This is a genomic window from Pseudomonas asplenii (genome assembly GCF_001293465.1).
GTDB lineage: Bacteria > Pseudomonadota > Gammaproteobacteria > Pseudomonadales > Pseudomonadaceae > Aquipseudomonas > Aquipseudomonas fuscovaginae_B.
Map to the genome: position 1 here is coordinate 175,087 of NZ_JSYZ01000018.1, position 25,868 is coordinate 200,954.

Annotated in this window: 21 protein-coding genes and 3 tRNA genes; 6 read left to right on the forward strand and 18 right to left on the reverse strand. The window is 61.5% G+C overall.

What is annotated here, in order from left to right; all coding sequences use genetic code 11:
* Positions 1–192: 192 nt before the first annotated feature.
* The 8 genes from PF66_RS32215 to PF66_RS22470 form a co-directional block, all read right to left on the reverse strand.
* Entirely contained in the window at positions 193–465 is a 273-nt protein-coding gene (locus tag PF66_RS32215; RefSeq protein ID WP_017906642.1) for an HU family DNA-binding protein, read from the reverse strand.
* A gap of 149 nt (positions 466–614) precedes the next feature.
* Positions 615–3,011 carry an endopeptidase La gene (gene lon / locus PF66_RS22440; RefSeq protein ID WP_054057853.1) on the reverse strand — a complete coding sequence of 799 codons (2,397 nt, stop codon included), beginning with the start codon at positions 3,009–3,011 and terminating at the stop codon, positions 615–617.
* Positions 3,012–3,177: 166 nt separating this feature from the next.
* On the reverse strand, positions 3,178–4,461 hold the full coding sequence (clpX, locus tag PF66_RS22445) for an ATP-dependent Clp protease ATP-binding subunit ClpX (RefSeq protein ID WP_017906644.1): 1,284 nt from the start codon (positions 4,459–4,461) through the stop codon (positions 3,178–3,180).
* Positions 4,462–4,573: 112 nt separating this feature from the next.
* Positions 4,574–5,209: an ATP-dependent Clp endopeptidase proteolytic subunit ClpP gene (gene clpP / locus PF66_RS22450; protein ID WP_010445788.1), complete on the reverse strand. Its 636-nt coding sequence runs from the start codon at positions 5,207–5,209 to the stop codon at positions 4,574–4,576.
* Positions 5,210–5,295: 86 nt separating this feature from the next.
* Entirely contained in the window at positions 5,296–6,606 is a 1,311-nt protein-coding gene (gene tig / locus PF66_RS22455) for a trigger factor (RefSeq protein WP_054057854.1), read from the reverse strand.
* Between the two features lie 325 nt (positions 6,607–6,931).
* Positions 6,932–7,016, reverse strand: a tRNA-Leu gene (locus tag PF66_RS22460).
* 58 nt (positions 7,017–7,074) lie between these two features.
* Positions 7,075–7,150, reverse strand: a tRNA-His gene (locus PF66_RS22465).
* Positions 7,151–7,183: 33 nt separating this feature from the next.
* Positions 7,184–7,260 (reverse strand) — tRNA-Arg (locus PF66_RS22470).
* Between the two features lie 290 nt (positions 7,261–7,550).
* On the opposite strand from PF66_RS22470, the gene folD reads away from it, so the two are divergent.
* Entirely contained in the window at positions 7,551–8,405 is an 855-nt protein-coding gene (gene folD, locus PF66_RS22475; protein ID WP_017906647.1) for a bifunctional methylenetetrahydrofolate dehydrogenase/methenyltetrahydrofolate cyclohydrolase FolD, read from the forward strand.
* A 193-nt stretch (positions 8,406–8,598) separates the two neighbouring features.
* On the opposite strand, the gene cysS is transcribed toward folD, so the two are convergent.
* Positions 8,599–9,981 (reverse strand): cysteine--tRNA ligase, encoded by a 1,383-nt coding sequence (cysS, locus tag PF66_RS22480; RefSeq protein ID WP_054063870.1) that lies wholly within the window; start codon positions 9,979–9,981, stop codon positions 8,599–8,601.
* Positions 9,982–9,999: 18 nt separating this feature from the next.
* Positions 10,000–11,697: a glutamine--tRNA ligase/YqeY domain fusion protein gene (locus PF66_RS22485; protein WP_054063871.1), complete on the reverse strand. Its 1,698-nt coding sequence runs from the start codon at positions 11,695–11,697 to the stop codon at positions 10,000–10,002.
* A gap of 242 nt (positions 11,698–11,939) precedes the next feature.
* Here PF66_RS22485 and PF66_RS22490 point away from each other — a divergent pair, with 242 nt between their 5' ends.
* Positions 11,940–12,443 (forward strand): peptidylprolyl isomerase, encoded by a 504-nt coding sequence (locus PF66_RS22490; RefSeq protein WP_054059618.1) that lies wholly within the window; start codon positions 11,940–11,942, stop codon positions 12,441–12,443.
* A complete protein-coding gene (gene lpxH, locus PF66_RS22495) occupies positions 12,440–13,189 on the forward strand; it encodes a UDP-2,3-diacylglucosamine diphosphatase (RefSeq protein ID WP_054059619.1) in 750 nt (249 codons plus the stop codon). The genes PF66_RS22490 and lpxH overlap by 4 nt, the downstream gene beginning before the upstream one ends.
* Before the next feature lie 96 nt (positions 13,190–13,285).
* Here lpxH and PF66_RS22500 read toward each other — a convergent pair whose 3' ends face one another.
* The 4 genes from PF66_RS22500 to PF66_RS22515 all read right to left on the reverse strand — a co-directional run bounded on the left by PF66_RS22500 (position 13,286) and on the right by PF66_RS22515 (position 18,038).
* The gene (locus tag PF66_RS22500; RefSeq protein ID WP_054059620.1) at positions 13,286–14,815 is read right to left on the reverse strand and encodes a DHA2 family efflux MFS transporter permease subunit; all 1,530 of its coding nucleotides are present in this window, start codon (positions 14,813–14,815) and stop codon (positions 13,286–13,288) included.
* A gap of 63 nt (positions 14,816–14,878) precedes the next feature.
* Positions 14,879–16,081: an efflux RND transporter periplasmic adaptor subunit gene (locus PF66_RS22505; protein WP_054063872.1), complete on the reverse strand. Its 1,203-nt coding sequence runs from the start codon at positions 16,079–16,081 to the stop codon at positions 14,879–14,881.
* Between the two features lie 15 nt (positions 16,082–16,096).
* Positions 16,097–17,566 (reverse strand): efflux transporter outer membrane subunit, encoded by a 1,470-nt coding sequence (locus PF66_RS22510; RefSeq protein ID WP_054063873.1) that lies wholly within the window; start codon positions 17,564–17,566, stop codon positions 16,097–16,099.
* Positions 17,556–18,038: a MarR family winged helix-turn-helix transcriptional regulator gene (locus tag PF66_RS22515; RefSeq protein WP_054060710.1), complete on the reverse strand. Its 483-nt coding sequence runs from the start codon at positions 18,036–18,038 to the stop codon at positions 17,556–17,558. Before PF66_RS22515 ends, PF66_RS22510 begins: the two co-directional genes overlap by 11 nt.
* Before the next feature lie 364 nt (positions 18,039–18,402).
* Between PF66_RS22515 and PF66_RS22520 the strand changes: the two genes are divergently transcribed.
* Entirely contained in the window at positions 18,403–18,807 is a 405-nt protein-coding gene (locus tag PF66_RS22520) for a type II toxin-antitoxin system HicB family antitoxin (RefSeq protein ID WP_054060717.1), read from the forward strand.
* Between the two features lie 158 nt (positions 18,808–18,965).
* On the opposite strand, the gene PF66_RS22525 is transcribed toward PF66_RS22520, so the two are convergent.
* On the reverse strand, positions 18,966–19,571 hold the full coding sequence (locus PF66_RS22525; RefSeq protein ID WP_054063874.1) for a tRNA-(ms[2]io[6]A)-hydroxylase: 606 nt from the start codon (positions 19,569–19,571) through the stop codon (positions 18,966–18,968).
* A gap of 216 nt (positions 19,572–19,787) precedes the next feature.
* Between PF66_RS22525 and PF66_RS22530 the strand changes: the two genes are divergently transcribed.
* Entirely contained in the window at positions 19,788–20,648 is an 861-nt protein-coding gene (locus PF66_RS22530) for a universal stress protein (protein ID WP_054060712.1), read from the forward strand.
* Positions 20,649–20,666: 18 nt separating this feature from the next.
* On the opposite strand, the gene PF66_RS22535 is transcribed toward PF66_RS22530, so the two are convergent.
* A complete protein-coding gene (locus PF66_RS22535; protein WP_054060713.1) occupies positions 20,667–21,137 on the reverse strand; it encodes a DUF1289 domain-containing protein in 471 nt (156 codons plus the stop codon).
* Between the two features lie 454 nt (positions 21,138–21,591).
* Between PF66_RS22535 and acnB the strand changes: the two genes are divergently transcribed.
* The gene (gene acnB, locus PF66_RS22540; protein WP_054060714.1) at positions 21,592–24,192 is read left to right on the forward strand and encodes a bifunctional aconitate hydratase 2/2-methylisocitrate dehydratase; all 2,601 of its coding nucleotides are present in this window, start codon (positions 21,592–21,594) and stop codon (positions 24,190–24,192) included.
* 128 nt (positions 24,193–24,320) lie between these two features.
* On the opposite strand, the gene queF is transcribed toward acnB, so the two are convergent.
* Entirely contained in the window at positions 24,321–25,151 is an 831-nt protein-coding gene (gene queF / locus PF66_RS22545; RefSeq protein ID WP_054060715.1) for an NADPH-dependent 7-cyano-7-deazaguanine reductase QueF, read from the reverse strand.
* Between the two features lie 81 nt (positions 25,152–25,232).
* A complete protein-coding gene (locus PF66_RS22550; protein WP_054060716.1) occupies positions 25,233–25,763 on the reverse strand; it encodes a cupredoxin domain-containing protein in 531 nt (176 codons plus the stop codon).
* Between the last annotated feature and the right edge of the window lie 105 nt (positions 25,764–25,868).

Below are 25,868 nucleotides of genomic sequence, written 5' to 3' on the forward strand. Positions count from 1 at the left end.
GAGCGTGGGTAGAGTCCGGATAGAAGAAAGGCGCATCCGAGGATGCGCCTTCTCGTAACTGGCGGAGCGGACGAGGATCGAACCCCGGTGTGACAGGTCAGCAGCCCTGCTGGGCCTGGCCAACCGCTTTACCGCTCCGCTGCCAGGTCGGGAGCGAGCCCGACCTGGTACAGGCAAAGGCGTTGAAGAAACTCAGTTGACCGCTTCTTTCAGTGCTTTACCAGCCTTGAAACCTGGCTTCTTGGCAGCCGGGATTTCCAGCGTCTTACCGGTCTGTGGGTTACGACCAGTGCGAGCAGGGCGATCGGTCACGGAGAAAGTACCGAAGCCAACCAGTACAACGGAGTCGCCGGCCTTCAGAGCGCCAGTGACGGATTCGATTACTGCGTCCAGCGCACGGCCAGCAGCGGCTTTCGGGAGATCAGCAGATGCGGCGATAGCATCAATCAGTTCCGACTTGTTCACTCTAAGTCCCCTTATATCTATTGAGTATGTTTCTAAGTTTTTGGTGAAAGCTAAAACAGGTGCTGAATGGCCTACAGCCACTTATAAGAGCCGCTTTATAACAAGGGCTCTAAAAAGCTGTCAAGGAAGCCCCCCAGGCAAGATCTCTACTAATGGGTACTGATTCTTTCCTTGGAATCCGAATCGCGTTTCTCATCCTTCGCGACGATCTCCGGAACCACATCTGGCAAGGGCTCCGGGGCGTATTGCAGCGCAATTTGCAGGACTTCGTCAATCCATTTAACCGGTTTAATCTGAAGATCCTGCTTAATATTGTCAGGAATTTCCTTCAGATCGCGCACGTTCTCTTCCGGAATGATCACGGTCTTGATCCCGCCACGGTGAGCGGCCAACAATTTCTCCTTCAGCCCACCGATCGCCAGCACCTGGCCACGCAGGGTGATCTCGCCGGTCATGGCGACATCCGCACGCACGGGAATACCGGTCAGAGCCGACACCAATGCGGTACACATTCCTACACCGGCGCTCGGACCATCCTTAGGCGTGGCCCCTTCCGGCATGTGGATGTGGGTGTCGCGCTTCTCGTGGAAGTCCAGCGGAATACCCAGGCTCTTGGCCCGGCTGCGCACCACGGTCTGGGCGGCGGTGATCGACTCGACCATTACATCGCCCAGGGAACCGGTCTTGATCAGTTGCCCCTTGCCCGGTACCACTGCCGCCTCGATGGTCAGCAGCTCGCCACCGACCTGGGTCCAGGCCAGACCGGTCACCTGCCCCACCTGGTCCTGCTGCTCGGCCAGGCCATAGCGGAACTTGCGCACGCCCAGGAAGTGCTCCAGCAGGTCGGAAGTGACCTTCACCGAGAAGCGTTTTTCCACGGCATGCTCTTTCACCGCCTTGCGGCAGACCTTGGCGATCTGCCGCTCCAGGCCACGCACACCGGCTTCGCGGGTGTAATAGCGGATGATGTCGCGGATCGCGTCCTCTTCGAACTCCAGCTCGCCCTTCTTCAGGCCGTTGGCCTGGATCTGCTTGGGCGACAGGTACTTGGTCGCGATGTTGATCTTCTCGTCCTCGGTGTAACCCGGCAGGCGGATCACTTCCATCCGGTCCAGCAGCGCCGGCGGGATGTTCATCGAGTTGGAGGTGCACAGGAACATCACGTCGGACAGGTCGTAGTCGACTTCCAGGTAATGGTCGTTGAAATTGTGGTTCTGCTCGGGGTCCAGGACCTCCAGCAGTGCCGAGGCCGGGTCGCCACGCATGTCGCTGCCCATCTTGTCGATTTCATCGAGCAGGAACAGCGGGTTGCGTACCCCCACCTTGGTCATTTTTTGTATCAATCTTCCCGGCATCGAACCGATGTAGGTCCGACGGTGACCACGGATTTCCGCTTCGTCGCGCACGCCACCGAGGGCCATGCGGACGAACTTGCGGTTGGTCGCGTTGGCGATCGACTCCGCCAGGGAAGTCTTGCCGACCCCCGGAGGACCGACCAGGCACAGCACCGGCCCGCGAATCTTCTTCACGCGCTTCTGCACGGCGAGGTACTCGAGGATCCGCTCCTTGACCTCTTCCAGGCCGTAGTGATCGGCATCGAGGATGTCCTCGGCCCGCTTGAGGTCCAGGCGCACCTTGCTCTGGGCCTTCCATGGGACCTGTACCAGCCAGTCGAGGTAGGAACGCACCACGGTGGCCTCGGCGGACATCGGCGACATCTGCTTGAGCTTGTTCAGCTCGGCCTGGGCCTTGGCCAGGGCGTCCTTGGGCAGGCCGGCGTCATCGATGCGCTTCTTCAGCTCCTCGATTTCGTTGTGGCCCTCGTCGCCATCGCCCAGTTCCTTCTGAATGGCCTTCATCTGCTCATTCAGGTAGTACTCGCGCTGGCTGCGCTCCATTTGTTTCTTGACGCGGCCACGGATACGTTTTTCGACCTGCAGCAGGTCGATTTCCGCGTCCAATAGCGCCAGCACGTGCTCGACACGGGCCGGCAGTTCGATGATCTCGAGGATTTCCTGCTTCTGCTCGATCTTCAGCGCCATGTGCGCGGCCATGGTGTCGACCAGGCGGCTGGGCTCATCGATGCTGTTGAGCGAGGACAGGACTTCGGCCGGAACCTTCTTGCCCAGTTGCACATACTGCTCGAACTGCGAGAGAAGGCTGCGCACGAACACTTCGGATTCACGGTCCGGCGCCTCGGTTTCCTCGATCAGAGCCACCTGTGCACGGCAATGGCCGTCGATTTCGCTGAAATGCTCGACAGTACCGCGCTGCTCGCCCTCGACCAGCACCTTGACGGTGCCATCAGGCAGCTTGAGCAGTTGCAGCACGGTCGCCACGGTGCCGACCCGATACAGCGCGTCTTCGCCCGGGTCATCATCGGCAGGATTACGTTGGGCCAGCAGCAGGATCTGCTTGTCGCCCGTCATCGCGGCCTCGAGGGCTTCGATAGACTTCTCGCGCCCCACGAACAGCGGGATAACCATGTGCGGATACACCACGACATCGCGCAATGGCAGGAGAGGCAATTCGATGGTCGTCTTCATGATTTCGCCTCTACGGCGGCCCTGAGGCCGGAAACAGGTGGAAAGAAAGCTTGGGACCAAGATGGGGGCTACCCGGAAAAAAAACAAGCGCCCCTCTTCGCAAAAGCCCGCGCAAAAGCAAAAGGGGGCCCTGAGGCCCCCTTTTTCGGGTCACGCACTTCAGCACTCAGGCGTCAGGTGCGGCCTTGGCGGTCGGCTCGCTGTTTTCATAGATGTACAGCGGCTGGGACTTGCCTTCTATGACGCTTTCGTCGATCACCACTTTACTCACGTCGGACTGCGACGGGATCTCGTACATGGTGTCGAGCAGGATGCCTTCGAGGATGGAACGCAGGCCACGGGCACCGGTCTTGCGCTCCAGGGCACGTCGGGCCACGGATTTCAGCGCATCGGCACGGAACTCGAGGTCGACGCCTTCCATTTCGAACAGCTTGGCATACTGCTTGGTCAGGGCGTTCTTCGGTTCGGTGAGGATCTGCATCAGCGCGGCCTCATCCAGCTCGTCCAGGGTCGCCAGCACCGGCAGACGGCCAACGAACTCGGGGATCAGACCGAACTTGACCAGATCGTCAGGCTCGACTTCACGCAGGGACTCGCCGACCTTCTTGCCCTCTTCCTTGCTGCGGACTTCGGCGCTGAAACCGATGCCGCCCTTGGTCGAACGGTTCTGGATGACCTTTTCCAGGCCTGAGAACGCACCACCGCAGATGAACAGGATGTTACGGGTGTCGACCTGCAGGAATTCCTGCTGCGGGTGCTTGCGACCGCCCTGCGGCGGCACGGAAGCCACGGTACCTTCGATCAGCTTCAGCAGGGCCTGCTGCACCCCTTCGCCAGAAACGTCGCGGGTAATCGACGGGTTGTCGGACTTGCGGGAAATCTTGTCGATTTCGTCGATGTAGACAATGCCCATCTGGGCCTTTTCCACGTCGTAATCACACTTCTGCAGCAGCTTCTGAATGATGTTTTCCACGTCCTCGCCCACATAGCCCGCCTCGGTGAGGGTGGTTGCGTCAGCGATGGTGAACGGCACATTCAGCAGGCGTGCCAGGGTTTCGGCCAGCAGGGTCTTGCCCGAGCCGGTCGGGCCGATCAGCAGGATGTTGCTCTTGCCGAGTTCGACGTCGTCACTCTTCTTGTCGCGCTGGTTCAGGCGCTTGTAGTGGTTGTATACCGCTACGGCCAGAACCTTCTTGGCACGCTCCTGACCAATGACGTACTGATCAAGGATGCCGCTGATTTCTTTAGGCGAAGGCAATTTATGCGCGCTGCTCTCGGCCTGTGCCTCCTGCACCTCCTCACGGATGATGTCATTGCACAGGTCGACGCACTCGTCGCAGATAAAGACCGAGGGGCCGGCAATCAATTTGCGCACTTCATGCTGGCTTTTGCCACAGAAGGAGCAATAAAGCAGCTTGCCGTTGTCCTCGCCGTTGCGGGTGTCAGTCATTCGTTCGATCCAAATCCGATAGGCTTGCAACACAAGATGAAGGCTATTGCGGGCTTTTTCAAGCCCGCAGGTGATCGGACCGGCCGACCACCCCTGTTTTGTGCCGCTTATTTCACGCGGGACGCTTTTCGATCACTTCGTCGATCAGGCCGTATTCACGTGCGGCGGTGGCGCTCATGAAGTTGTCGCGGTTGGTGTCGCGCTCGATTTCTTCGAGCGTACGCCCGCTGTGCTTGGCCATCAGCGTGTTGAGGCGTTCGCGGATGAACAGGATTTCCTTGGCATGGATTTCGATGTCCGATGCCTGGCCCTGGAAACCGCCCAGTGGCTGGTGAATCATCACACGCGAGTTCGGCAGGCAGAAACGCTTGCCCTCGGCACCCGCGGTCAGCAGGAACGCACCCATGCTGCAGGCCTGGCCGATGCAGGTGGTCGATACGTTCGGCTTGATGAACTGCATGGTGTCGTAGATCGACATGCCCGCAGTCACCGAACCGCCTGGGGAGTTGATGTACAGATGGATGTCCTTGTCCGGGTTTTCCGCTTCAAGGAACAGCAGTTGCGCACAGATCAGGTTGGCCATGTAGTCTTCCACAGGACCCACCAGGAAAATCACTCGCTCCTTGAGCAGACGCGAGTAGATGTCATAGGCGCGTTCGCCACGAGCAGACTGCTCGACAACCATCGGGACCAGGCCGCCGGCGGCCTGGATATCAGAGTTCTGCTGAATATAAGAATTACGGAACATGCTCTGCACCCAAATAGTCATGTCTTGAATACGCATAAGCCAGCACGAGGCTGGCTTATGGTGTGTATTTCCAACGAGTCAGAAAATCAGTCGGCTTTTGGAGCTTCCGCCGGCTTGACTGCTTCTTCGTAGGAGACCGATTTATCGGTCACTTTCGCCTTCTGCAGAACAGTATCCACAACTTGTTCTTCCAGCACAACCGAACGAACTTCGTTCAGCTGCTGCTCGTTCTTGTAGTACCAGGACACAACTTGCTCGGGTTCCTGATAGGCCGAAGCCATTTCCTGGATCAGTTCGCGAACGCGCTCTTCGTCAGGCTTGAGGTCGAATTGCTTGACCACTTCAGCCACGATCAGGCCCAGAACCACACGGCGCTTGGCCTGCTCTTCGAACAGTTCGGCCGGCAGTTGGTCAGGCTTGATGTTGCCACCGAACTGCTGAACAGCCTGCACGCGCAGACGGTTGACTTCGTTGACCAGCAGAGCCTTTGGCACTTCGATCGGGTTGGCAGCCAGCAGGCCGTCCATTACCTGGTTCTTGACCTTGGACTTGATCGCCTGACGCAGTTCCCGCTCCATGTTCTTGCGAACTTCGGTGCGGAAGCCGTCCAGGCCGCTTTCCTTGATACCGAACTGGGCGAAGAAGGCTTCGTTCAGCTCAGGCAGGGTTGGCGCGGAAACAGTGTTCACGGTGACGGTGAACTCGGCGGCCTTGCCAGCCAGGTCCAGGTTCTGGTAGTCCTCGGGGAAGGTCAGGTTCAGAACGCGCTCTTCACCGGCCTTGGCACCGACCAGGCCGTCTTCGAAGCCCGGGATCATGCGGTTGGAACCCAGAACCAGCTGGGTGCCCTTGGCGGAACCGCCAGCGAAGGCCTCGCCGTCGACCTTGCCGACGAAATCGATGTTCAGTTGGTCTTCGTTCTGGGCAGCGCGCTCGGCTACTTCGAAACGGGTGTTCTGCTTGCGCAGGATTTCCAGCATGTTGTCCAGGTCGGCATCAGCCACTTCGGCGCTCAGGCGCTCGACGGCGATGGAGTCGAAACCGGCAACGGTGAACTCCGGGAACACTTCGAAGGTAGCGACGTATTCCAGATCCTTGCCTTTTTCCAGCACCTTCGGCTCGACCGAAGGCTGGCCAGCAGGGTTCAGCTTCTGCTCGACCACGGCTTCATAGAAGGAAGCCTGGATCACGTCACCTACCGCTTCCTGACGGGCATCAGCTTCGAAACGCTGACGGATCACGCTCATTGGCACCTTGCCAGGGCGGAAGCCTGCAATCTTGGCCTTTTGGGCAGTCTGCTGCAGACGCTTGTTGACCTGGGTCTCGATGCGCTCAGCTGGCACGGTGATGCTCATGCGGCGCTCAAGAGCCGATGTATTTTCAACAGAAACTTGCATGGATATTCCTCGTTGCACAGACGTTAGCCGGCCGTTTCCGACCTCAGAAGCAAGGGCATGCATTCTAGTGGGTCATACTCAAGAAGTCACCCCGCTGAAAACGAGCAGGAAACAGCCGGTAATTATTCGTCGGAACAGGCTGTTGGCATCCTTTTCCGACAACACGCAATCACTCGTGCCAGAGCCGTCGCCGCCCTTCTCCCCGATGGAAGAAGCAACCGGCCGACACCCGGGCCGGCAGCCTTGCGGACCTGCCGAGCGCTGAAACAAAAACGGCGCAGCCCTTGTTCAGGTGCTGCGCCGTCTTTTGTATTTGAAGCCAATCTGGTGCGGACGAAGAGACTCGAACTCTTACGCCTCGCGGCGCTGGAACCTAAATCCAGTGTGTCTACCAATTCCACCACGTCCGCGGATCAAACCGTTAAAGCAAAGACGCCAGATGATTAATCTGGCGTCTTTATTCGAATATGGGGTGGACGATGGGGATCGAACCCACGACAACAGGAGTCACAATCCTGTGCTCTACCAACTGAGCTACGCCCACCATATTGCGTTACTTGTGCCAAAGCTGCCTGAATGGCGCACCCGGCAGGACTCGAACCTGCGACCATCCGCTTAGAAGGCGGATGCTCTATCCAGCTGAGCTACGGGCGCCTTATTAATTTGTACTCTACAATGACTACAAACTAAGAGCTTTCAATCTTGCTGAGCCAGACTGTAACATCCGCCTATTCAGCTCGACCTTCTCAACCAGTGCTAGGCTGTGCCCGACAAGTGCGACGAATGTTATAGACGAGTCGGAAGGTCGTCAACTCTTTTTTGAAAAAAATTTAGAAATATAAAGGAGTTAGGGGAATATCCAGACCAAGCGCCTTTGCCCTCGCGCCCTGGCGTGCGAGAATGTGCACTCTTTTTCCACCCCTTTCGATGGTTAATCACGCGTCATGACTGCACAACTAATCGACGGCAAGGCGATCGCCGCTCGTCTGCGCCAGCAGATCGCTCAACGTGTCGCCGAGCGTCGCCAGCAGGGTCTGCGTACGCCAGGCCTCGCAGTGATTCTGGTCGGCAGCGATCCTGCCTCCCAGGTATATGTCTCGCACAAGCGCAAGGATTGCGAAGAAGTCGGCTTCATTTCACAAGCCTATGACCTGCCTAGCGAAACCACGCAACAGGCACTGACCGAGTTGATCGACCGCCTGAATGACGATCCTGGCATCGACGGCATCCTGCTTCAGTTGCCGCTGCCCGAGCACCTGGATGCATCCAGACTGCTGGAACGCATTCGCCCGGACAAGGATGTGGACGGTTTCCATCCTTATAACGTCGGCCGCCTGGCCCAGCGTATCCCGCTGCTGCGCCCCTGCACCCCGAAAGGCATCATGACCCTGCTGGAAAGCACCGGTGCCGACCTGTACGGAATGAATGCGGTAATCGTTGGCGCTTCCAACATCGTCGGCCGCCCGATGGCCATGGAACTGCTGCTGGCCGGCTGCACCGTGACCGTGACCCACCGCTTCACCAAGGATCTGGCCGGCCACGTCGGCCGCGCCGACCTGCTGGTGGTGGCCGCCGGCAAGCCGGGCCTGGTCAAGGGGGAGTGGGTCAAGGAAGGCGCCATCGTCATCGACGTCGGCATCAACCGCCAGGAAGACGGCAAGCTGGTGGGCGACGTGGTCTACGAGACCGCCCTGCCCCGCGCCGGCTGGATCACTCCGGTTCCGGGCGGCGTTGGCCCGATGACCCGCGCCTGCCTGCTGGAAAATACCTTGTATGCGGCCGAATCGCTGCATGCCTGACAGGTGATAGCAGTCAAGACAGGGCACCTTCGGGTGCCCTTGTTGTTTGTGGCGGCCCTGTTCGCGGATGAACGCGACGCACAAAGGGCTTGTGTTCAGTGGGAGCAGGATTCATCCGAGAACAGGGCCCTACCAGACACCCCAAAACACAAAAACCCGCACAAGGCGGGTTTCTGTTCACTCAGCGCAAGGCTCAGTCAGCCAACCGCCAGGTCGTACCGCCCTTGCCGTCTTCCAGCACCACCCCCATGGCGGTGATCTGGTCGCGGATACGGTCGGACTCGGCCCAGTCCTTGTTGGCCCGCGCAGCCAGGCGCGCCTGGATCAGTGCCTCGACCTGTGCCGCATCGACACGACCTTCGGCACCGGCCTGCAGGAACTCGTCCGCCTCCAGCTGCAACACGCCCAGCACGTCGGCCAGTTGCTTGAGACGCGCCGCCAGCCCCGCCGCCGCGTCGACATCGATCTCGCGCAAGCGGTTGATCTCGCGCACCATCTCGAACAGCACCGCACAGGCCTCGGGGGTACCGAAGTCGTCGTTCATTGCCTGGGTGAAACGCTCGACGAACGCCTCGCCACCGGAAGCCGGCACGTTCGGCAGGCCCTTCAATGCATGGTAGAAACGCTCCAGGGCGCCCTTGGCGTCCTTGAGGTTATCTTCCGAATAGTTGATGGCACTGCGATAGTGGCTCGCCACCAGCAGGTAACGCACGACTTCCGGATGGTACTTGTCCAGCACGTCGCGAATGGTGAAGAAGTTGTTCAGGGACTTGGACATCTTCTCGCCATTGATGCGGATCATGCCGCAATGCATCCAGGCATTGGCGTAGGTCTTGCCGGTGGCCGCCTCGCTCTGGGCGATCTCGTTCTCGTGGTGCGGGAACTCCAGGTCGCTGCCGCCACCATGAATGTCGAAGGTCTCGCCCAGGCAGCAGGTCGACATCACCGAGCATTCGATGTGCCAGCCCGGACGCCCGGCGCCCCAGGGCGATTCCCAACTCGGCTCACCCGGCTTGGCCGCTTTCCACAGGACGAAGTCCAGCGGGTCCTGCTTGGACTCGCCAACCTCGATCCGCGCACCGATGCGCAGGTCTTCGATCTTCTTGCGCGACAGCTTGCCGTAGCCCATGAACTTGCCGACACGGTAGTACACGTCGCCGTTGCCCGGGGCGTAGGCATAGCCCTTGTCGATCAGGGTCTGGATCATCGCGTGCATGCCGGCGATATGGTCGGTGGCCCGCGGCTCCATGTCCGGCTTCCTGATATTCAGGCGCGCCTCATCCTCGTGCATTGCCGCGATCATGCGCTCGGTCAGCGCTTCGAACGACTCGCCGTTCTCGTTGGCCCGGTTGATGATCTTGTCGTCGATGTCGGTGATGTTGCGCACATAGGTCAGGTCATAACCGCTGAAGCGCAGCCAGCGGGTCACCAGGTCGAAGGCGACCATGCTGCGGCCGTGGCCCAGGTGGCAGAAGTCGTACACGGTCATCCCGCAGACGTACATGCGCACCTTGTTGCCGTCCAGCGGCTTGAAGACTTCTTTGCTCTTGGTGAGCGTGTTGTAGATCGTAAGCACGTTAATTCCTTGACTGAATCACTGACCCCAGGAGTCGCGCAGGGTCACGGTACGGTTGAATACCGGGGCTCCTGGTTTCGAGTCCTTGATATCCGCGCAGAAGTAGCCTTCGCGCTCGAACTGGAAACGGTCTTCCGGCTGTGCGTTGCCCAACGAGGGTTCGGCACGACAACCGGTGAGGACCTGCAGGGAATCAGGGTTGATGTTGTCCAGGAAACTTGCGCCGTCTTCGGCCTTCTCCGGGTTCGGCGAGCGGAACAGACGATCGTACAGGCGCACCTCGCACTCGACGCTGGCAGCCGCCGGCACCCAGTGGATCACGCCCTTGACCTTGCGACCCTCGGGGTTCTTGCCCAGGGTGTCCGGGTCATAGGAGCAGCGCAGCTCGACGATGTTGCCATCGGCATCCCTGATCGCCTCGTCGGCACGGATCACGTAGCTGCCGCGCAGACGCACCTCACCCGCCGGTTCCAGGCGCTTGTAGCCCTTGGGCGGCTCTTCCATGAAATCGTCGCGATCGATGTAGATCTCACGGGCGAACGGCAACTGGCGCACCCCCATGTCTTCCTTCGGATGGCAGGGCAGTTCGAGGTTCTCGACCTGGCCTTGCGGGTAGTTGGTGATCACCACCTTCAGCGGACGCAGCACGCACATGGCACGTGGCGCGCTCTGGTCGAGGTCGTCACGGATGCTGAATTCCAGCATGCCGAAGTCCACCACACCGTCGGAACGGTTGGTGCCCACCATCTCGCAGAAGTTGCGGATGGATTTGGGCGTGTAGCCGCGACGACGGAAGCCTGACAGGGTCGACATGCGCGGGTCGTCCCAACCATTGACGTGCTTCTCGTCCACCAGTTGCTTGAGCTTGCGCTTGCTGGTGATGGTGTAGTTCAGGTTCAGCCGCGAGAACTCGTACTGGCGCGGCTTGCACGGCACCGACAGGTTGTCCAGGAACCATTCGTACAGCGGACGATGGCCTTCGAATTCCAGGGTGCAGATCGAATGGGTGATACCCTCGATGGCATCCGACTGACCGTGAGTGAAGTCATAGTTCGGGTAGATGCACCACTTGTCACCGGTCTGGTGGTGATGGGCATGGCGGATGCGGTAGAGGATCGGGTCACGCAGGTTCATGTTCGGCGAGGCCATGTCGATCTTGGCCCGCAATACACGCTCGCCGTCCTTGAACTCACCGGCCTTCATGCGCGCGAACAAGTCGAGGTTCTCCTCGACGGAACGCTCGCGGAACGGGCTGTTCTTGCCCGGCTCGGTCAGGCTGCCGCGGTATTCCTTGGCCTGCTCTGGAGTCAGGTCGTCGACATAGGCCTTGCCGGCCTTGATCAGTTCAACCGCCCAGTCATGCAGTTGATCGAAATACTGCGAGGCGTAGCGCACTTCGCCGGCCCACTCGAAACCCAGCCACTTGACGTCACGCTCGATGGCGTCGATGTACTCCTGATCTTCCTTGGCCGGGTTGGTGTCGTCGAAACGCAGGTGCGTGACGCCACCGAACTCCTGGGCCAAACCGAAGTTCACGCAGATCGACTTGGCGTGACCGATGTGCAGGTAGCCGTTGGGCTCAGGCGGAAAACGCGTGACGATCTGGGTGTGCTTGCCCGAATCCAGGTCGGCCTGAATGATCGGGCGCAGGAAGTTGACCGGGACAGCCGGGCCGGTCTTGGCGTTCGAAGTAGGGTCGACAGTGGGCTTGCTCATAAGATCCTTGGACGTAACAAGTGCGTGGCCCGGATAGGCCGGGTCAATCAAAACTCCTATCATAGCCGAACCTGTCAAGCCCCTGACAGGGCCAGCCGGAAAACCGCTGCTTTTAATACCGGCGGTATAAAAACCCTCGAAATGCCCGGCAAGCACGTTAAACTCCCCGCCCAGGTTGTGGCGCAGCCCCTTGAAGGGGCCGGCCACGTCCCACGAATTTCCTGAACAGAGCGATAGCTACCATGACTCAAGTCAAACTGACCACCAACCACGGCGAGATCGTTCTCGAGCTGAACGCCGAAAAAGCCCCGCTGACCGTTGCCAACTTCGTTGAATACGTCAAGGCCGGCCATTACAGCAACACCGTGTTCCACCGCGTCATCGGCAACTTCATGATCCAGGGCGGCGGTTTCGAGCCAGGCATGAAGGAAAAGAAAGACAAGCGCCCAAGCATCCAGAACGAAGCGGACAACGGCCTGTCGAACGACAAGTACACCATCGCCATGGCCCGTACCATGGAGCCGCATTCGGCTTCCGCGCAGTTCTTCATCAACGTCACCGACAACGGTTTCCTCAACCACAGCGCCAAGACCGTTCAGGGCTGGGGCTACGCGGTATTCGGCAAGGTGATCGCCGGCACTGAAGTGGTCGACAGCATCAAGGGCGTTGCCACCACCATGAAGGCAGGCCACCAGGACGTACCGGCAGAAGACGTGATCATCGAGAAAGCCGAGATCGTTGAGTGATACTGCTGATTTCAGACTTGCATCTGGAAGAGGAGCGCCCGGACATCACCCGGGCGTTTCTGGATTTCCTCGCCGGACGAGCCCGTTCGGCACAAGCGTTATATATCCTTGGCGACTTCTTCGAAGCCTGGATCGGCGACGATGCCATGACCCCTTTCCAACGCTCGATCTGCGCGGCACTGCGCGAGGTCAGCGAGGGCGGCACCCCGATTTTCCTGATGCACGGCAACCGCGATTTCCTGCTCGGCAAGGCCTTCTGCAAGGCAGCCGGAGCCACGCTGCTCAAGGACCCGAGCGTGGTGCAAATCAATGGCGAGCCGGTGCTGTTGATGCACGGCGACAGCCTGTGCACCCGCGACGAGGCCTACATGCGCCTGCGTCGCTACCTGCGCAACCCCATCAGCCTGTTCATCCTGCGGCACCTGCCGTTGCGTACCCGGCACAAGCTGGCGCGCAAGCTGCGCAGCGAAAGCCGGGCGCAAACCCGGATGAAAGCCAACGACATCGTTGATGTGACCCCGGAAGAGATCCCGCGGATCATGCAGCAGTATGGCGTGCACACCCTGGTCCACGGCCACACCCACAGGCCGGCGATTCACAAGCTGCAGCTCGGCAGCCAGGCGGCGAAGCGAATCGTGCTGGGTGACTGGGATCGCCAGGGCTGGGCATTGCAGGTGGACGAGCAGGGATTCCACCTGGGCGAGTTCGAGTTTCCGCCACCGCCGGCGTTACCCCTGCTCCAGTAAAAAGCTTCGCGGGCAAGCCCTGCTCCTACAGACTCATGTCGTACACGACACCGAACCGTAGGAGCAGGGCTTGCCCGCGAATGGGCCTGACTCGGATCAATGCCCGGCCGACGCTGGCCCGGCCTTCGCCGCGAACGGCGGCTTGGCCAGCCAGACCAGCAGCATCAAGCCCATGAAGCCCCACCCGAGCAGCGTAAAGTAGTCCACGGTCGACAGCATGTAGGCCTGGCTGTTGAGAATCTGATCCAGCTGGCTGTAGGCCTGGCTCCCCGCGCCACCGAGATTGTTCAGCGCCTCGCGCGTCGCCGGGTCGAACGGCGTGATGCTTTCGCTCAGGTAGGCATGATGCTGGTCCGCCCGGCGAATCCAGATCCAGGTGGTCAGGGATGCGGCAAAACTGCCGCCCAGCGTACGCAGGAAGGTCGCCAGGCCGGCGCCATCGGCGATCTGCTGTGGCGGCAGGTCCGACATCAGGATGCTCAAGGTCGGCATGAAGAACAGCGCCACGCCGATCCCCATGAACAGTTGCACCAGCGCCACGTGCTCGAAGTCCACCTCATTGGTGAAGCCGGCACGCATGAAGCAACTCAGGCCGATGGCCAGGAAGGCGATCCCGGCCAGCAGGCGCAGGTCGACCCGGTTGGCGTACTTGCCGACGAAGGGCGACATCAGCACCGGCAGGATGCCAATCGGCGCCACCGCCAGCCCCGCCCAGGTCGCGGTGTAGCCCATCTGGGTCTGCAACCACTGCGGCAGGATCAGGTTGATGCCGAAGAACCCGGCGTAACCGAGGATCAGCACGATGGTGCCGATGCGGAAGTTGCGGTAGGCGAACAGCCGCAGGTTGACCACCGGATGCGCGTCGGTCATTTCCCAGATGACGAACACCGCCAGGGCGATCGCCGAAATCACCGCACCGATGACGATGAAATTCGATTCGAACCAGTCCAGGTCGTTACCCTTGTCTAGGATCACCTGCAGCGCGCCGACACCGATGATCAGGGTCAGCAGGCCGACATAATCCATCGGCTGCCGACTGATCACCACCGGCCGCGCCTTGAGCTGCTGGCGCACCACGGCGGCGGCGAAAATGCCGATCGGCACATTGATGAAGAAGATCCACGGCCAGCTGTAGCTGTCGGTGATCCAGCCACCGAGGATCGGCCCGGCAATCGGCGCGACCACCGTGACCATCGCCAGCAACGCCAGGGCCATGCCTCGCCTCGCCGGCGGATAGACGGCGATCAGCAGCGTCTGGGTCATCGGATACAGCGGGCCGGCCACCAGCCCCTGGAGCACCCGGAAGCCCACCAGTTCGGGCATCGAGGTGGAAATACCGCAGAGAAACGAGGCCAGCACGAACAGCAACGTGGCCCAGATGAACAGCTTCACCTCGCCGAAGCGCCGGCTCAGCCAGCCGGTCAACGGCAGGGCGATGGCGTTGCTGACGGCAAAGGAAGTGATGACCCAGGTGCCCTGCTCCGAACTCACCCCCAGGTTGCCGGAAATGGTCGGCAGCGCCACGTTGGCGATGGTGGTGTCGAGCACCTGCATGAAGGTCGCCAGCGACAGACCGATGGTGCTGAGCAACAGGCTCGGCGGGGAAAATGATGCGTTCGAACTCATCGCGAATCCTTTGGAACGGGGCAGGCGCTGCGACCGCGAGGGCCGCAGCGGGGGACTGGCGACTCAGCGCTGCGCGGTCTTGGCCGCCGTTGCGCTGTTCTCATGGATCAGGCGGTTGATCACCGCATCGGCGTCAGCCAACTGCTGCTGATAGACGTTGGTGCTGAACGAAGCCTTCTGGGGCGGCTGCTGTGCCAGCACCGGACCACTCTGGTCGTGCAGGTCGACCTCGACCTGGGTCGACAAGCCGATCCGCAGCGGATGCTTGACCAGATCCTCGGCGTTGATGTGCACACGCACCGGCACCCGCTGGACGATCTTGATCCAGTTACCGGTGGCGTTCTGCGTCGGCAACAGGGCGAAGGCGCTGCCGGTACCGGCGCCGAGGCTGTCGATGGTACCGCTGTATTTCACGTCGCTGCCGTACAGATCGGCCTCGATGTCCACCGCCTGGCCGATCCGCATCTGGCGCAGCTGGGTTTCCTTGAAGTTGGCATCGATCCACAACTGGTCCAGCGGAATCACCGCCATCAATGCGGCCCCCGGCTGTACACGCTGACCGAGCTGCACGGTGCGCTTGGCGACATAACCGGTCACCGGCGCGACCAGCGTGCTCCGGGCATGAGCCAGGTACGCCTGGCGCAACTGGGCAGCGGCCGCCTTCACATCGGGATGGTTGGACACCACCGTGTCGTCGACCAGTGCATTGCTGCTGTTGAGTTGCTGCTCGGCGTTGCTCAAGGCGCTCTGGGCCGAGGTCAGGTCGTCACGGGCGTGGGACAGTTCCTCCTGGGAGATCGCACCGCTGGCGGCGAGATTCCTGCGGCGGGTGTAGTTTTCCTGGGCCTTCTGCACGGCCGCCTTCTGCGCCACCACCTGGGCCTTCATGCCGTCGACGTTGCTGTACAGGCCGCGCACCTGGCGCACGGTCTTGGCCAGATTGGCCTCGGCGCTCTGCAGGCCGACTTCGGCATCGCTCGGGTCGAAGTTCACCAGCACCTGCCCCTCATGGACCAGGTCACCGTCATCGGCACCGATGCTGACCACCGTACCGGTGATCTGCGGCGTGATCTCCACCACGTTGCCATTGACGTAGGCGTCGTCGGTGCTTTCGCTCCAGCGCCCGTAGAGTTCGTGCCAGCCCCAGACCGCCGCGCCGCCGACGGCGACCACCAGGGCGAGGGCCAGGAGCATGATCTTGCGTTTGCCGGAGTTGGCGGCACCGGGGTTGTTTTCAACGGAGTTGTTTTGGGCAGGGTTAGCCATGACAAGTACCTTGAATTAGTGGGTCCGTGCAGCCGGGCTCGAATCGCCCAGGGCGATGTTCTCGGCGTGGAATCCGCCGCCCAGGGCCTGCATCAGTTGAATGGAAAGGTCGATCTGCTGGGCATTCAGTTCCGCCAGCTGGCGCTGGGCCTGCAACAGGGTCTGCTCGATGGTCAGCACGTCCAGGTAGTTGCCGATGCCGGCGCCATAACGCTGGACCACGGTGTCATAGGACTGCTGGGCGATATCCGCCGCATGCTGCTGGACAGCGATCTGCCGGGCGATCTCGCGCAACTGCTGGATCGTGTCGCTGACATCCCCAAGCGCCTTGACCAGGCTCTTGTTGTACTGCGCCACCGCCAGGTCGTAGTCGGCATCCTTCGCATCGAGCCCGGCGCGCAGGCGGCCGCCGTCGAAGATCGGCAGCGAAACGGTCGGCGCGATGCTGAAGAAACGGCTGGCCGAACCGAACAGGGCGTCGCCCAGCAAGGCCTCGGTGCCGGCCGCGGCACTCAGGTTGAGATTGGGGTAGAAACGCGTCTTGCCGGCGGCGATATCCTTGCTCGCGGCCTCGACCCGCCAACGCGCGGCCACGAGGTCCGGACGCCGGCCCAGCAGCTCGGCCGGCAGGCTCGAAGGCAGGGCGACCACCGCGGGCTGGAGGATTTTCGGCCGGGCCAGCTCGTTGCCGCGGTCCGGCCCCTTGCCCAGCAAGACGGCCAGGGCGACCTTGGCGCTCTGCAGTTTCTTGCGTGCATCGATCACCTGCTCCTCGGAGCTGGCGGCCAGGCTTTCGGTCTGCTGATACTGGTAGTGGCTGTCGATTCCGGCACTCAGGCGGCGCTGGCCCAGTTCGAGCATCTGCCGGGTGCGCTTGAGATCATCGTTGGCCAGGTCATAGACGATATGCGCCTCGCCCAGGTTGCTGTAGGCCCGCGCCACATCGCCGGCCAGGGTCAGGCGTGCCGCCTGCTGGTCGACCTCGGCGGCCCGCTCCTGACCGAGCGCGGCCTCCCAGGCGTCACGCTGGCCGCCCCAGAGGTCGAAGGTGTAGTTGAAGTCCAGGCCCAGCTTGCGCACGGTGTCGTAGTTGCCACCCTGCCCGCTCGGGTCCTGGTCACGAGGCAGGCGGGAACGGGTCACCCCGGCGCTGGCATCGAGAGCCGGCAGGCGGGCGGCATCGGCGGCATAGGCCGCGGCGCTGGCCTGGTGGGTCCGCGCACTGGCGACCTGCATGTCCGGGCTGTCGCGCAGCGCTTCCTGGATCAGCCCGTCGAGCTGCGGGTCGCCCAGGCTTTTCCACCAGTCATTCGACGGCCAGGCCGCCGGCGACAGCCGGATACCCTTGAGCGACTGTTCGGCCTTGAGATCCTTCGCCTCCAGGCTCACTCCAGACGTCGTCAGCCCCTGGTAGCTGGCACAGCCCGCCAGGGCCATCGCCAGGAACATCAGACTGAAACCGCTGCGCAAGGTTTTACCGTTCATTTTTTTCACCCAGCCGCAACTGGGTGATCGAGTCCCCGGCTGCCAGCAAAATCTTCTTGAGAATGTCTTCCAGCGTCTGCAGCTCGTCCCGGGTGATCGCACCCGCCAATTCGTTCATGGCGTCGGCGCCGATTTCCGGCAGGCGGTCCGCCAGGGCCTGGCCCTGTTCGGTCAGTACCAGACGGACCTGACGCCGATCGCCCTCCGAACGCTGGCGCACCAGCAGTTCCTTCTGCTCCAGGCGATCGAGCATCCGCGTCATCGAGCCGCTGTCGATGGACAGGTGGCGGCACAGCTCGGCCGGCGAATCGACGCCGAACTGGGCCATGATGATCAGCACCTTGAACTGCGCCGCGGTAATGCCGTACGGCACCATGTGGGTATCGATGATCCGGTCCTTGAGCAACGCCGCGCGCCCCAGGAGCAGGCCGAGATGGCAGTTGTGAAAGTCTTCCGGAAGGAAATGCTTCATAGAGTCACCAGAAAGCTGCCTAGGCAGAGAGTTGCTCAGATATTACTGCCTAGGCAGTTAATGTCAAAGAAATTGTTAGCAAGCTTTTCAAACAACCGATGGAAGGCACCGGCTGATAGCCGGCGGAAATAGGCAGCCTCCGGCTTGGACGAAAGCGCACTGAACACCGGCCCTGCCACCTCGCCTCACCTGCCGGGGGACGAGTGGCGCCGACTTTCGAGAAATAACTCTGGGAACACCTTCGAAATCGCTGTCTGATGGAAGGACAGTCAGGCTTTCCTGAACCAGGTGGTCAGGGCTTCAAGGGTTGAAAAACAAGGAAACGGGCGGACCTGCCATGAACCGGCTCACCCAGGAGGACATCATGCAATATCCCATTGCCATTGAATGGGGTGATGAACACACCGCCACCGGCGTACAGATCCCGGACATTCCAGGCGCCGTGACCGCCGGCGACAGCTTCGAGGAAGCCTATGACGCCGCCATCGAGATCGCCCACATCCGCCTGGAGGAAATCGCCTCGAGCGGCGAGCGGGTACCGATGCCGTCGCCATTGCTGGCCCACCGGCAAAACCCCGACTTTGCCGAAATGGGTTGGGGCCTGCTGGAAATCGATATTTCGCCCTACCTGGGCAAGACCGAGAAGGTCAACGTGACCCTTCCCGGCTTCGTGATCCAGCGCATCGACCGCTACGTGCGCGACCACCGGATCAAGAGCCGCTCGTCGTTCCTGGCCGAGGCGGCACTGGAAAAGCTGGTTCGCGCCTAGTGGCCTGTACGGTTAATTCGAATACTCAAATTCGGGTCCAGGGGTTTGCCAGGCAAGGCGCCATGACGAGTCGTAGCCGAGCTACGGCGAGGAATGGCAACGCAGTCTGGCGAAGCCCTGGACCCGGCGTTGAGTGCGCGAATTAGCCACACAGGCCACTAGACAGCCGGGACACCGCTGTGGAAGCGAAACTCGACGTCCGGCGACTCGATCAGCTCCTGCTCCACCAGCCGGACCTTGTCGATCACCCGGGCGATATCCGCAGCGTCGCCATACTGGTAGGCCAGCTTCAGATAACCCTGGAAATGCCGGGCCTCGCTCTTGAGCAGGCCGAAATAGAACTTGCCCAACTCTTCATCCAGGTGCGGCACCAGGGCCTCGAAACGCTCACAACTGCGGGCCTCGATAAAGGCCCCGACCACCAGCGTGTCCACCAGTTTCACCGGCTCGTGGTTGCGCACCACCTTGCGCAGGCCCGAGGCGTAGCGGCCGGCGGAAAGCTGGCGCAAGTCGATCCGACGACGCTTCATCAGGCGCATCACCTGCTCGTGGTGCACCAGTTCCTCCCGCGCCAGCCGCGACATCATGTTGATCAGGTCGACATGCGAATGGTACTTGGCGATCAGGCTCAGGGCCGTGCTCGCCGCCTTGAACTCGCAGTTCTTGTGGTCGATCAGCAGGGTTTCCTGATCGGCCAGCGCCGCCTGCACCCAGGCGTCCGGCGTGCGACAGCCGAGAAACTCATGAATTTCCGGCAGGTTCACAGGAAGGCTCCCGGCAGTGCGCAGCGAAGGGGGTCGAACAACGAAAGAATCGGCAACATGGGGCTCACAAGGGGTCAGGCAACTCAAGGCCGCCGATTATACGGGTCCCGGGGCGGACCACCAGCCATCGTCCTTGATATGCATCAAGTTCGGGGCGAACGCAGGGCAACTATAGTTAGGTCATGCCGCCTTCGAACCTCTGGGAGCACGCTGACCATGCAAGCCATTCGCAGCATTCTGGTGATACTCGACCCCGATCACGCCCACAGCCTGGCGCTCAACCGCGCCAAACTGATCGCCAAGGTCACGGATGCCCACCTGCATCTGCTGATGTGCGACCCGCGGCACGACCATAGCGCCCTGCTCTCGCTGCTCAAGAGCCAGTTGCATGACGACGGCTACAGCGCCACGGCGGAACAGTCCTGGGACAAGACCCTGCACGACACCATCATCGGCGTGCAACAGGCCGAAGGCTGCGGCCTGGTGATCAAGCAGCACCGCCCCGACAGCCCGCTGAAAAGGGCCCTGCTGACCCCTTCGGACTGGAAACTGCTGCGTTTCTGCCCCTGCGCGGTGCTGATGGTCAAGACCGAGACGCCCTGGGCCGGCGGGGTGATTCTCGCCGCGGTGGATGTCGGCAACGCCGACGAGGGCCATCGACACCTGCATGCGAACATCATCGATCATGGCTATGACATAGCCAGCCTGGCCAAGGGCCACCTTCACGTGATCAGCGCCCATCCCTCGCCGATGCTCTCGGCCGCCGATCCGGTGTACCAGTTGCGGGAAACCATCGAGGCGCGCTATCGCGAGCAATGCCGGGCCTTCCAGGCGGAATTCGACGTCGATGACGAACACCTGCACATTGCCGAGGGGCCGGCGGACGTCTTGATTCCGCACACGGCCCACAAGCTGGGCGCAGTGGTCACGGTGATCGGCACGGTGGCGCGGACCGGGATTTCCGGGGCACTGATCGGCAATACCGCGGAAGTGGTGCTGGACTCACTGGAAAGTGATGTGCTGGTGCTCAAGACCCAGGAGATCACCGACCACCTGGAGGAACTGGCCAGGGGCTGAGGCCTGCCGGCGTCCGGTTCAGGGGCCCAGCGCCTCCTTGAGAAACCCCGGCGCGATATAGCGCTCGTAGTGCGCCTCGGACAGCAGGAAGAACTCGCGATCGATGGCATCGCGCAACTCCGGCAGCCCCCAGTCACGAAACTCCGGCAGCAGCACCATGCCATAGGCCTCCAGCTGGTTGATCACCCGCGCTCCTCGCGCAATCAGCTGATAGGCCCAGCAATACTCCGACTGATGGGGCACGAAGCGGATCTTGCGCGCCTCCAGTTGCTGGCGCAGCCTGAGCGGGTCGAACACCTCCAGCTTGGCCACCATCACCTGCACCAGCAACTGTTCCAGACGCAGCCACACCGCACGCTTCTGCTCCTCGCTGTAGCCATTCCAGTGGATCACTTCATGGTGGAAGCGTTTGCAGCCGCGACACACCAGGTCACCGTAAACCGTGGAGCAGAGGCCGACGCAGGGGGTCTTGATAGTCTGATTGGGCATGGGCAGGACAAACGCGCGGAAGCAAAACAGGCCCGCATGTTAGCCCTTTGTCTAACAAGGGTCACCCCCGAACCTGTAGGGCTTACCTTACCTTTCTTTGGAATATGCCGTAGAATCGTTCTGCCTTTTTAGGCGCCAATGTCCGTTGGAAGCTGTTTTCAAAGCGTCACGAGCACAGTTTAGGGTGGAGCCGTCCCAGGGCGCTTCATCCGCCGGGTGTCAGTCACCCTCATCCTGAAGAACGACGTTGGCTCGGGAATTTCCGCCCGGAAGTTCCCGCGCCGACCCTCATCTGCTCCGTTCCGAAGGCGTAAAACTTTGAAAACAGCTTCTGTTGGAAATCGCGGAAACTCTGGCCAAGCGGCCCAAAAAGCCCCTACAGCGCATGAGTGCCGTGCATTTCTGGATGAGCGTCCCGGACACCCATTTGGGACCACTGATGAGGGTAATAACTGTGCTTGAAGCCTACCGCAAACATATCGAAGAGCGCGCAGCCCTGGGTATCGTGCCCCAGCCGCTTAACGCCGAACAAACCGCAGGCCTGGTCGAGCTGCTGAAGAACCCCCCGGCTGGCGAAGAAGCTTTCCTCGTAGACTTGATCACCAACCGCGTTCCGCCTGGAGTGGACGAAGCCGCCTACGTAAAGGCCGGCTTCCTTTCCGCCCTGGCCAAGGGCGAAGCCAAGTCCCCGCTGCTGGACAAGAAGCGCGCGGTTGAACTGCTCGGCACCATGCAGGGCGGCTACAACATCGAGACCCTGGTTGCCCTGCTGGACGACGCCGAGCTGGCGCCGGTTGCCGCCGAGCAACTCAAGTACACCCTGCTGATGTTCGACGCTTTCCACGACGTGGCTGAAAAAGCCAAGGCTGGCAACGCCCACGCCAAGGCCGTCCTGGAATCCTGGGCCGCCGGTGAATGGTTCACCGCCCGTCCGGCCATCGCCGAGAAATACACCCTGACCGTGTTCAAGGTGCCTGGCGAAACCAACACCGACGACCTGTCCCCTGCCCCGGACGCCTGGTCGCGCCCCGACATTCCGCTGCACGCCCTGGCCATGCTGAAAATGGCCCGCGACGGCATCGAGCCTTCCCAGCCAGGTTCGGTCGGCCCACTGGCACAGATCGAAGCGGTCAAGGCCAAGGGCTTCCCGGTTGCCTACGTCGGTGACGTGGTCGGTACCGGTTCCTCGCGCAAATCCGCCACCAACTCGGTGCTGTGGTTCTTCGGCGACGACATTCCGTACGTACCGAACAAGCGCGCCGGTGGCTTCTGCTTCGGCACCAAGATCGCCCCGATCTTCTACAACACCATGGAAGACGCCGGCGCCCTGCCGATCGAGTTCGACTGCACCAACCTGGCCATGGGCGACGTCATCGACGTCTATCCGTTCAAGGGCGAAGTGCGCCGCCACGGCAGCGACGAGCTGGTCACCAGCTTCGAACTGAAAACCGAAGTACTGCTGGACGAAGTCCGCGCCGGCGGCCGTATTCCGCTGATCGTCGGTCGCGGCCTGACCGGCAAGGCTCGCGCCGAGCTGGGCCTGCCACCATCGGACCTGTTCAAGGCACCTGAAGCACCGGCGGCCAGCACCAAGGGCTTCACCCTGGCGCAGAAGATGGTCGGCAAGGCTTGCGGCGTCGAGGGCATCCGCCCGGGCACCTACTGCGAACCGAAGATGACCACCGTCGGCTCCCAGGACACCACCGGTCCAATGACCCGTGACGAACTGAAGGACCTGGCCTGCCTGGGCTTCTCCGCCGACCTGGTGATGCAGTCCTTCTGCCACACCGCGGCGTATCCGAAGCCGATCGACGTCAAGACCCACCACACCCTGCCCGACTTCATCATGACTCGTGGCGGCGTGTCCCTGCGTCCAGGCGACGGCATCATCCACAGCTGGCTGAACCGCATGCTGCTGCCTGACACCGTCGGCACCGGTGGCGACTCCCACACCCGCTTCCCGATCGGTATCTCCTTCCCGGCCGGTTCCGGCCTGGTGGCCTTCGCGGCCGCCACCGGCGTCATGCCGCTGGACATGCCCGAGTCGGTACTGGTTCGCTTCAAGGGCAAGCTGCAGCCTGGCATCACCCTGCGCGACCTGGTTCACGCCATCCCTTACTACGCGATCCAGCAGGGCCTGCTGACCGTAGAGAAGAAAGGCAAGAAGAACATCTTCTCCGGCCGCATCCTGGAGATCGAAGGCCTGAACGACCTGACCGTCGAACAAGCCTTCGAACTGTCCGACGCCTCGGCCGAGCGTTCCGCTGCCGGCTGCACCATCAAGCTGCCGGAAGAGGCGATCGCCGAATACCTGAAGTCGAACATCACCCTGCTGCGCTGGATGATCGGCGAAGGCTACGGCGATGCCCGCACCATGGAGCGTCGCGCCCAGGCGATGGAAGCCTGGCTGGCCAAGCCCGAACTGCTGGAAGCCGACAAGGACGCCGAGTACGCCGCGGTCATCGAGATCGACCTGGCCGACGTCAAGGAGCCTGTGCTCTGCGCGCCGAACGACCCGGACGACGCCCGTCTGCTGTCCACCGTTGCCGGTGACAAGATCGACGAAGTGTTCATCGGTTCGTGCATGACCAACATCGGTCACTTCCGCGCTGCCGGCAAGCTGCTGGACAAGGTCAAGGGCGGCATCCCGACCCGTCTGTGGCTGGCTCCGCCGACCAAGATGGACGCTCACCAGCTGACCGAGGAAGGCTACTACGGCATCTACGGCAAGGCCGGTGCGCGCATGGAAATGCCGGGCTGCTCGCTGTGCATGGGTAACCAGGCACGTGTGCAGACCGGTTCGACCGTGGTCTCCACCTCGACCCGTAACTTCCCGAACCGCCTGGGTGACTCCACCAACGTCTACCTGGCTTCGGCCGAGCTGGCGGCGGTCTCTTCGATTCTCGGCAAGCTGCCGACCGTCGAGGAGTACATGGAGTACGCGAAGAACATCGACAGCATGGCTGCCGACATCTATCGCTACCTGAGCTTCGACCAGATCGCCGAGTTCCGCGAAGCCGCGGCCAACGCGAAGATCCCGGTCGTTCAGGCCTAAGCGACAGCGCAATGGAAAAAGCCCCGACTCGTCGGGGCTTTTTCATGCCTGCTCACTTGGCCTGACCCGCTGCGCAGAAGCCGTCAGCTCTGAGGGGAACCGCCTCCCACAGAGGCGTACCAGATGGGTTACTGGCGTACCAGCCGCCGGTTCTGGAACGCCACCACCTCGGTACTGCGATACGGGTTGATATCCAGCCCGCCCCGGCGCACATAGCGCGCATACACCGTCAGTTTTTCCGGCTTGAGCAACCGCTGCAGGTCGAGGAAGATCCGCTCCACGCACTGCTCGTGGAAGTCCGAGTGCTGACGGAAACTCACCAGGTACGCCAGCAGGCTGGCATGGTCCAGCGCGGCCCCACGATATTCCACCACCACGCTGCCCCAGTCCGGCTGGCTGGTCACCGGGCAGTTGGACTTGAGCAGATGGCTGTGCACGCTTTCCTCGACCACGCGCGACGGATCGCAACGCAGCAGCTCAGGACGCGGATGGGCGTAGTCACTGACACTGATATCCAGGTCATCGATACAGGTGCCCGGCAAGGCCACCACACCTTCTGCCTGTACGTCGCCCAGCCGACGAATACGCACCCCCACCGGCTTGCCCGCCGCCGCCGACAGATCGGCGCGCAGCACCGCCTCCAGGCTCGGGATATCGGCAAACGGCGTCTGGTTCAGGGAGTTGAGATACAGCTTGAACGACTTGGACTCGATGATGTTCGGCGAGTCGGCCGGAATGCTGAACTCGCCGATGGCCACCACCGGCTTGCCGGACGGCAGCAGCCAGGACAGCTCGAAGCAGTTCCAGAAGTCCACGCCGTGATAGGGCAAGGTCTCGGCACTCAACCCCAGCTCGGCCCATTTCGCGGCGCGCGGAATCGGGAACAGCAAGGATGGCGTATAAGTGGCGATGTATTCACTGGACTTGCCCAGCGGCGAATGTTCGGCTGCGGGATGCATAACGAAAACCTGAAAGAATGAACCCGACAAGTCTATCGGGTTTACGCCCGGCTTTCAGCGTGCAAAGGCAGACGACCTGCCTCAGCGGTCAATTTTCAGCCGGCCAACCATGCCCGCCTGGTAGTGACCGGGGATATTGCAGGCGAACTCCAGGCTGCCGGCCTTGCTGAAGGTCCAGGTCAGTTCGGCGGTCTTGCCTGGCTCGACCAGCACGCTGTTGGGGTCGTCATGCTTCATCATGCCGTGATCCATGGCACCGCCCGCCATGCTGGAATGATCCATCGCCGGCATCTTCATGCCGGTCGGCGTCAACATGCCGCTCTGCTGCATCTTGAGCATTTCCTGCTGGTGCGCGGCATGCATCGCCGCCTCGCCCAGGTTGAACTCATGCAGCAATTGACCCTTGTTGACCAGCACGAAACGCACGGTCTCGCCGGCCTTGACCTCCAGCTCCTTGGCATCGAAAGCGATATCGGTCATGGTCACTTCGATGGTACGGGTCGCCTTCGAGGCCGGTGCCGGCTGACCGAAGTCATAATGCCCGGCGGGCGAGGCCAGGGCCGCGGAACTCAGCAGCAGGCCGGCAAACACGAGGCTGTTGCGCACAAACATGGTCACACTCCAATGGAATAGGTTTCACTCTGTGCAAGACTGTAGAACCAGAGCGCTGCCACCAGCCTGACCGGCAGATTACAACTTTGTCAGCTTGGGCCCGAA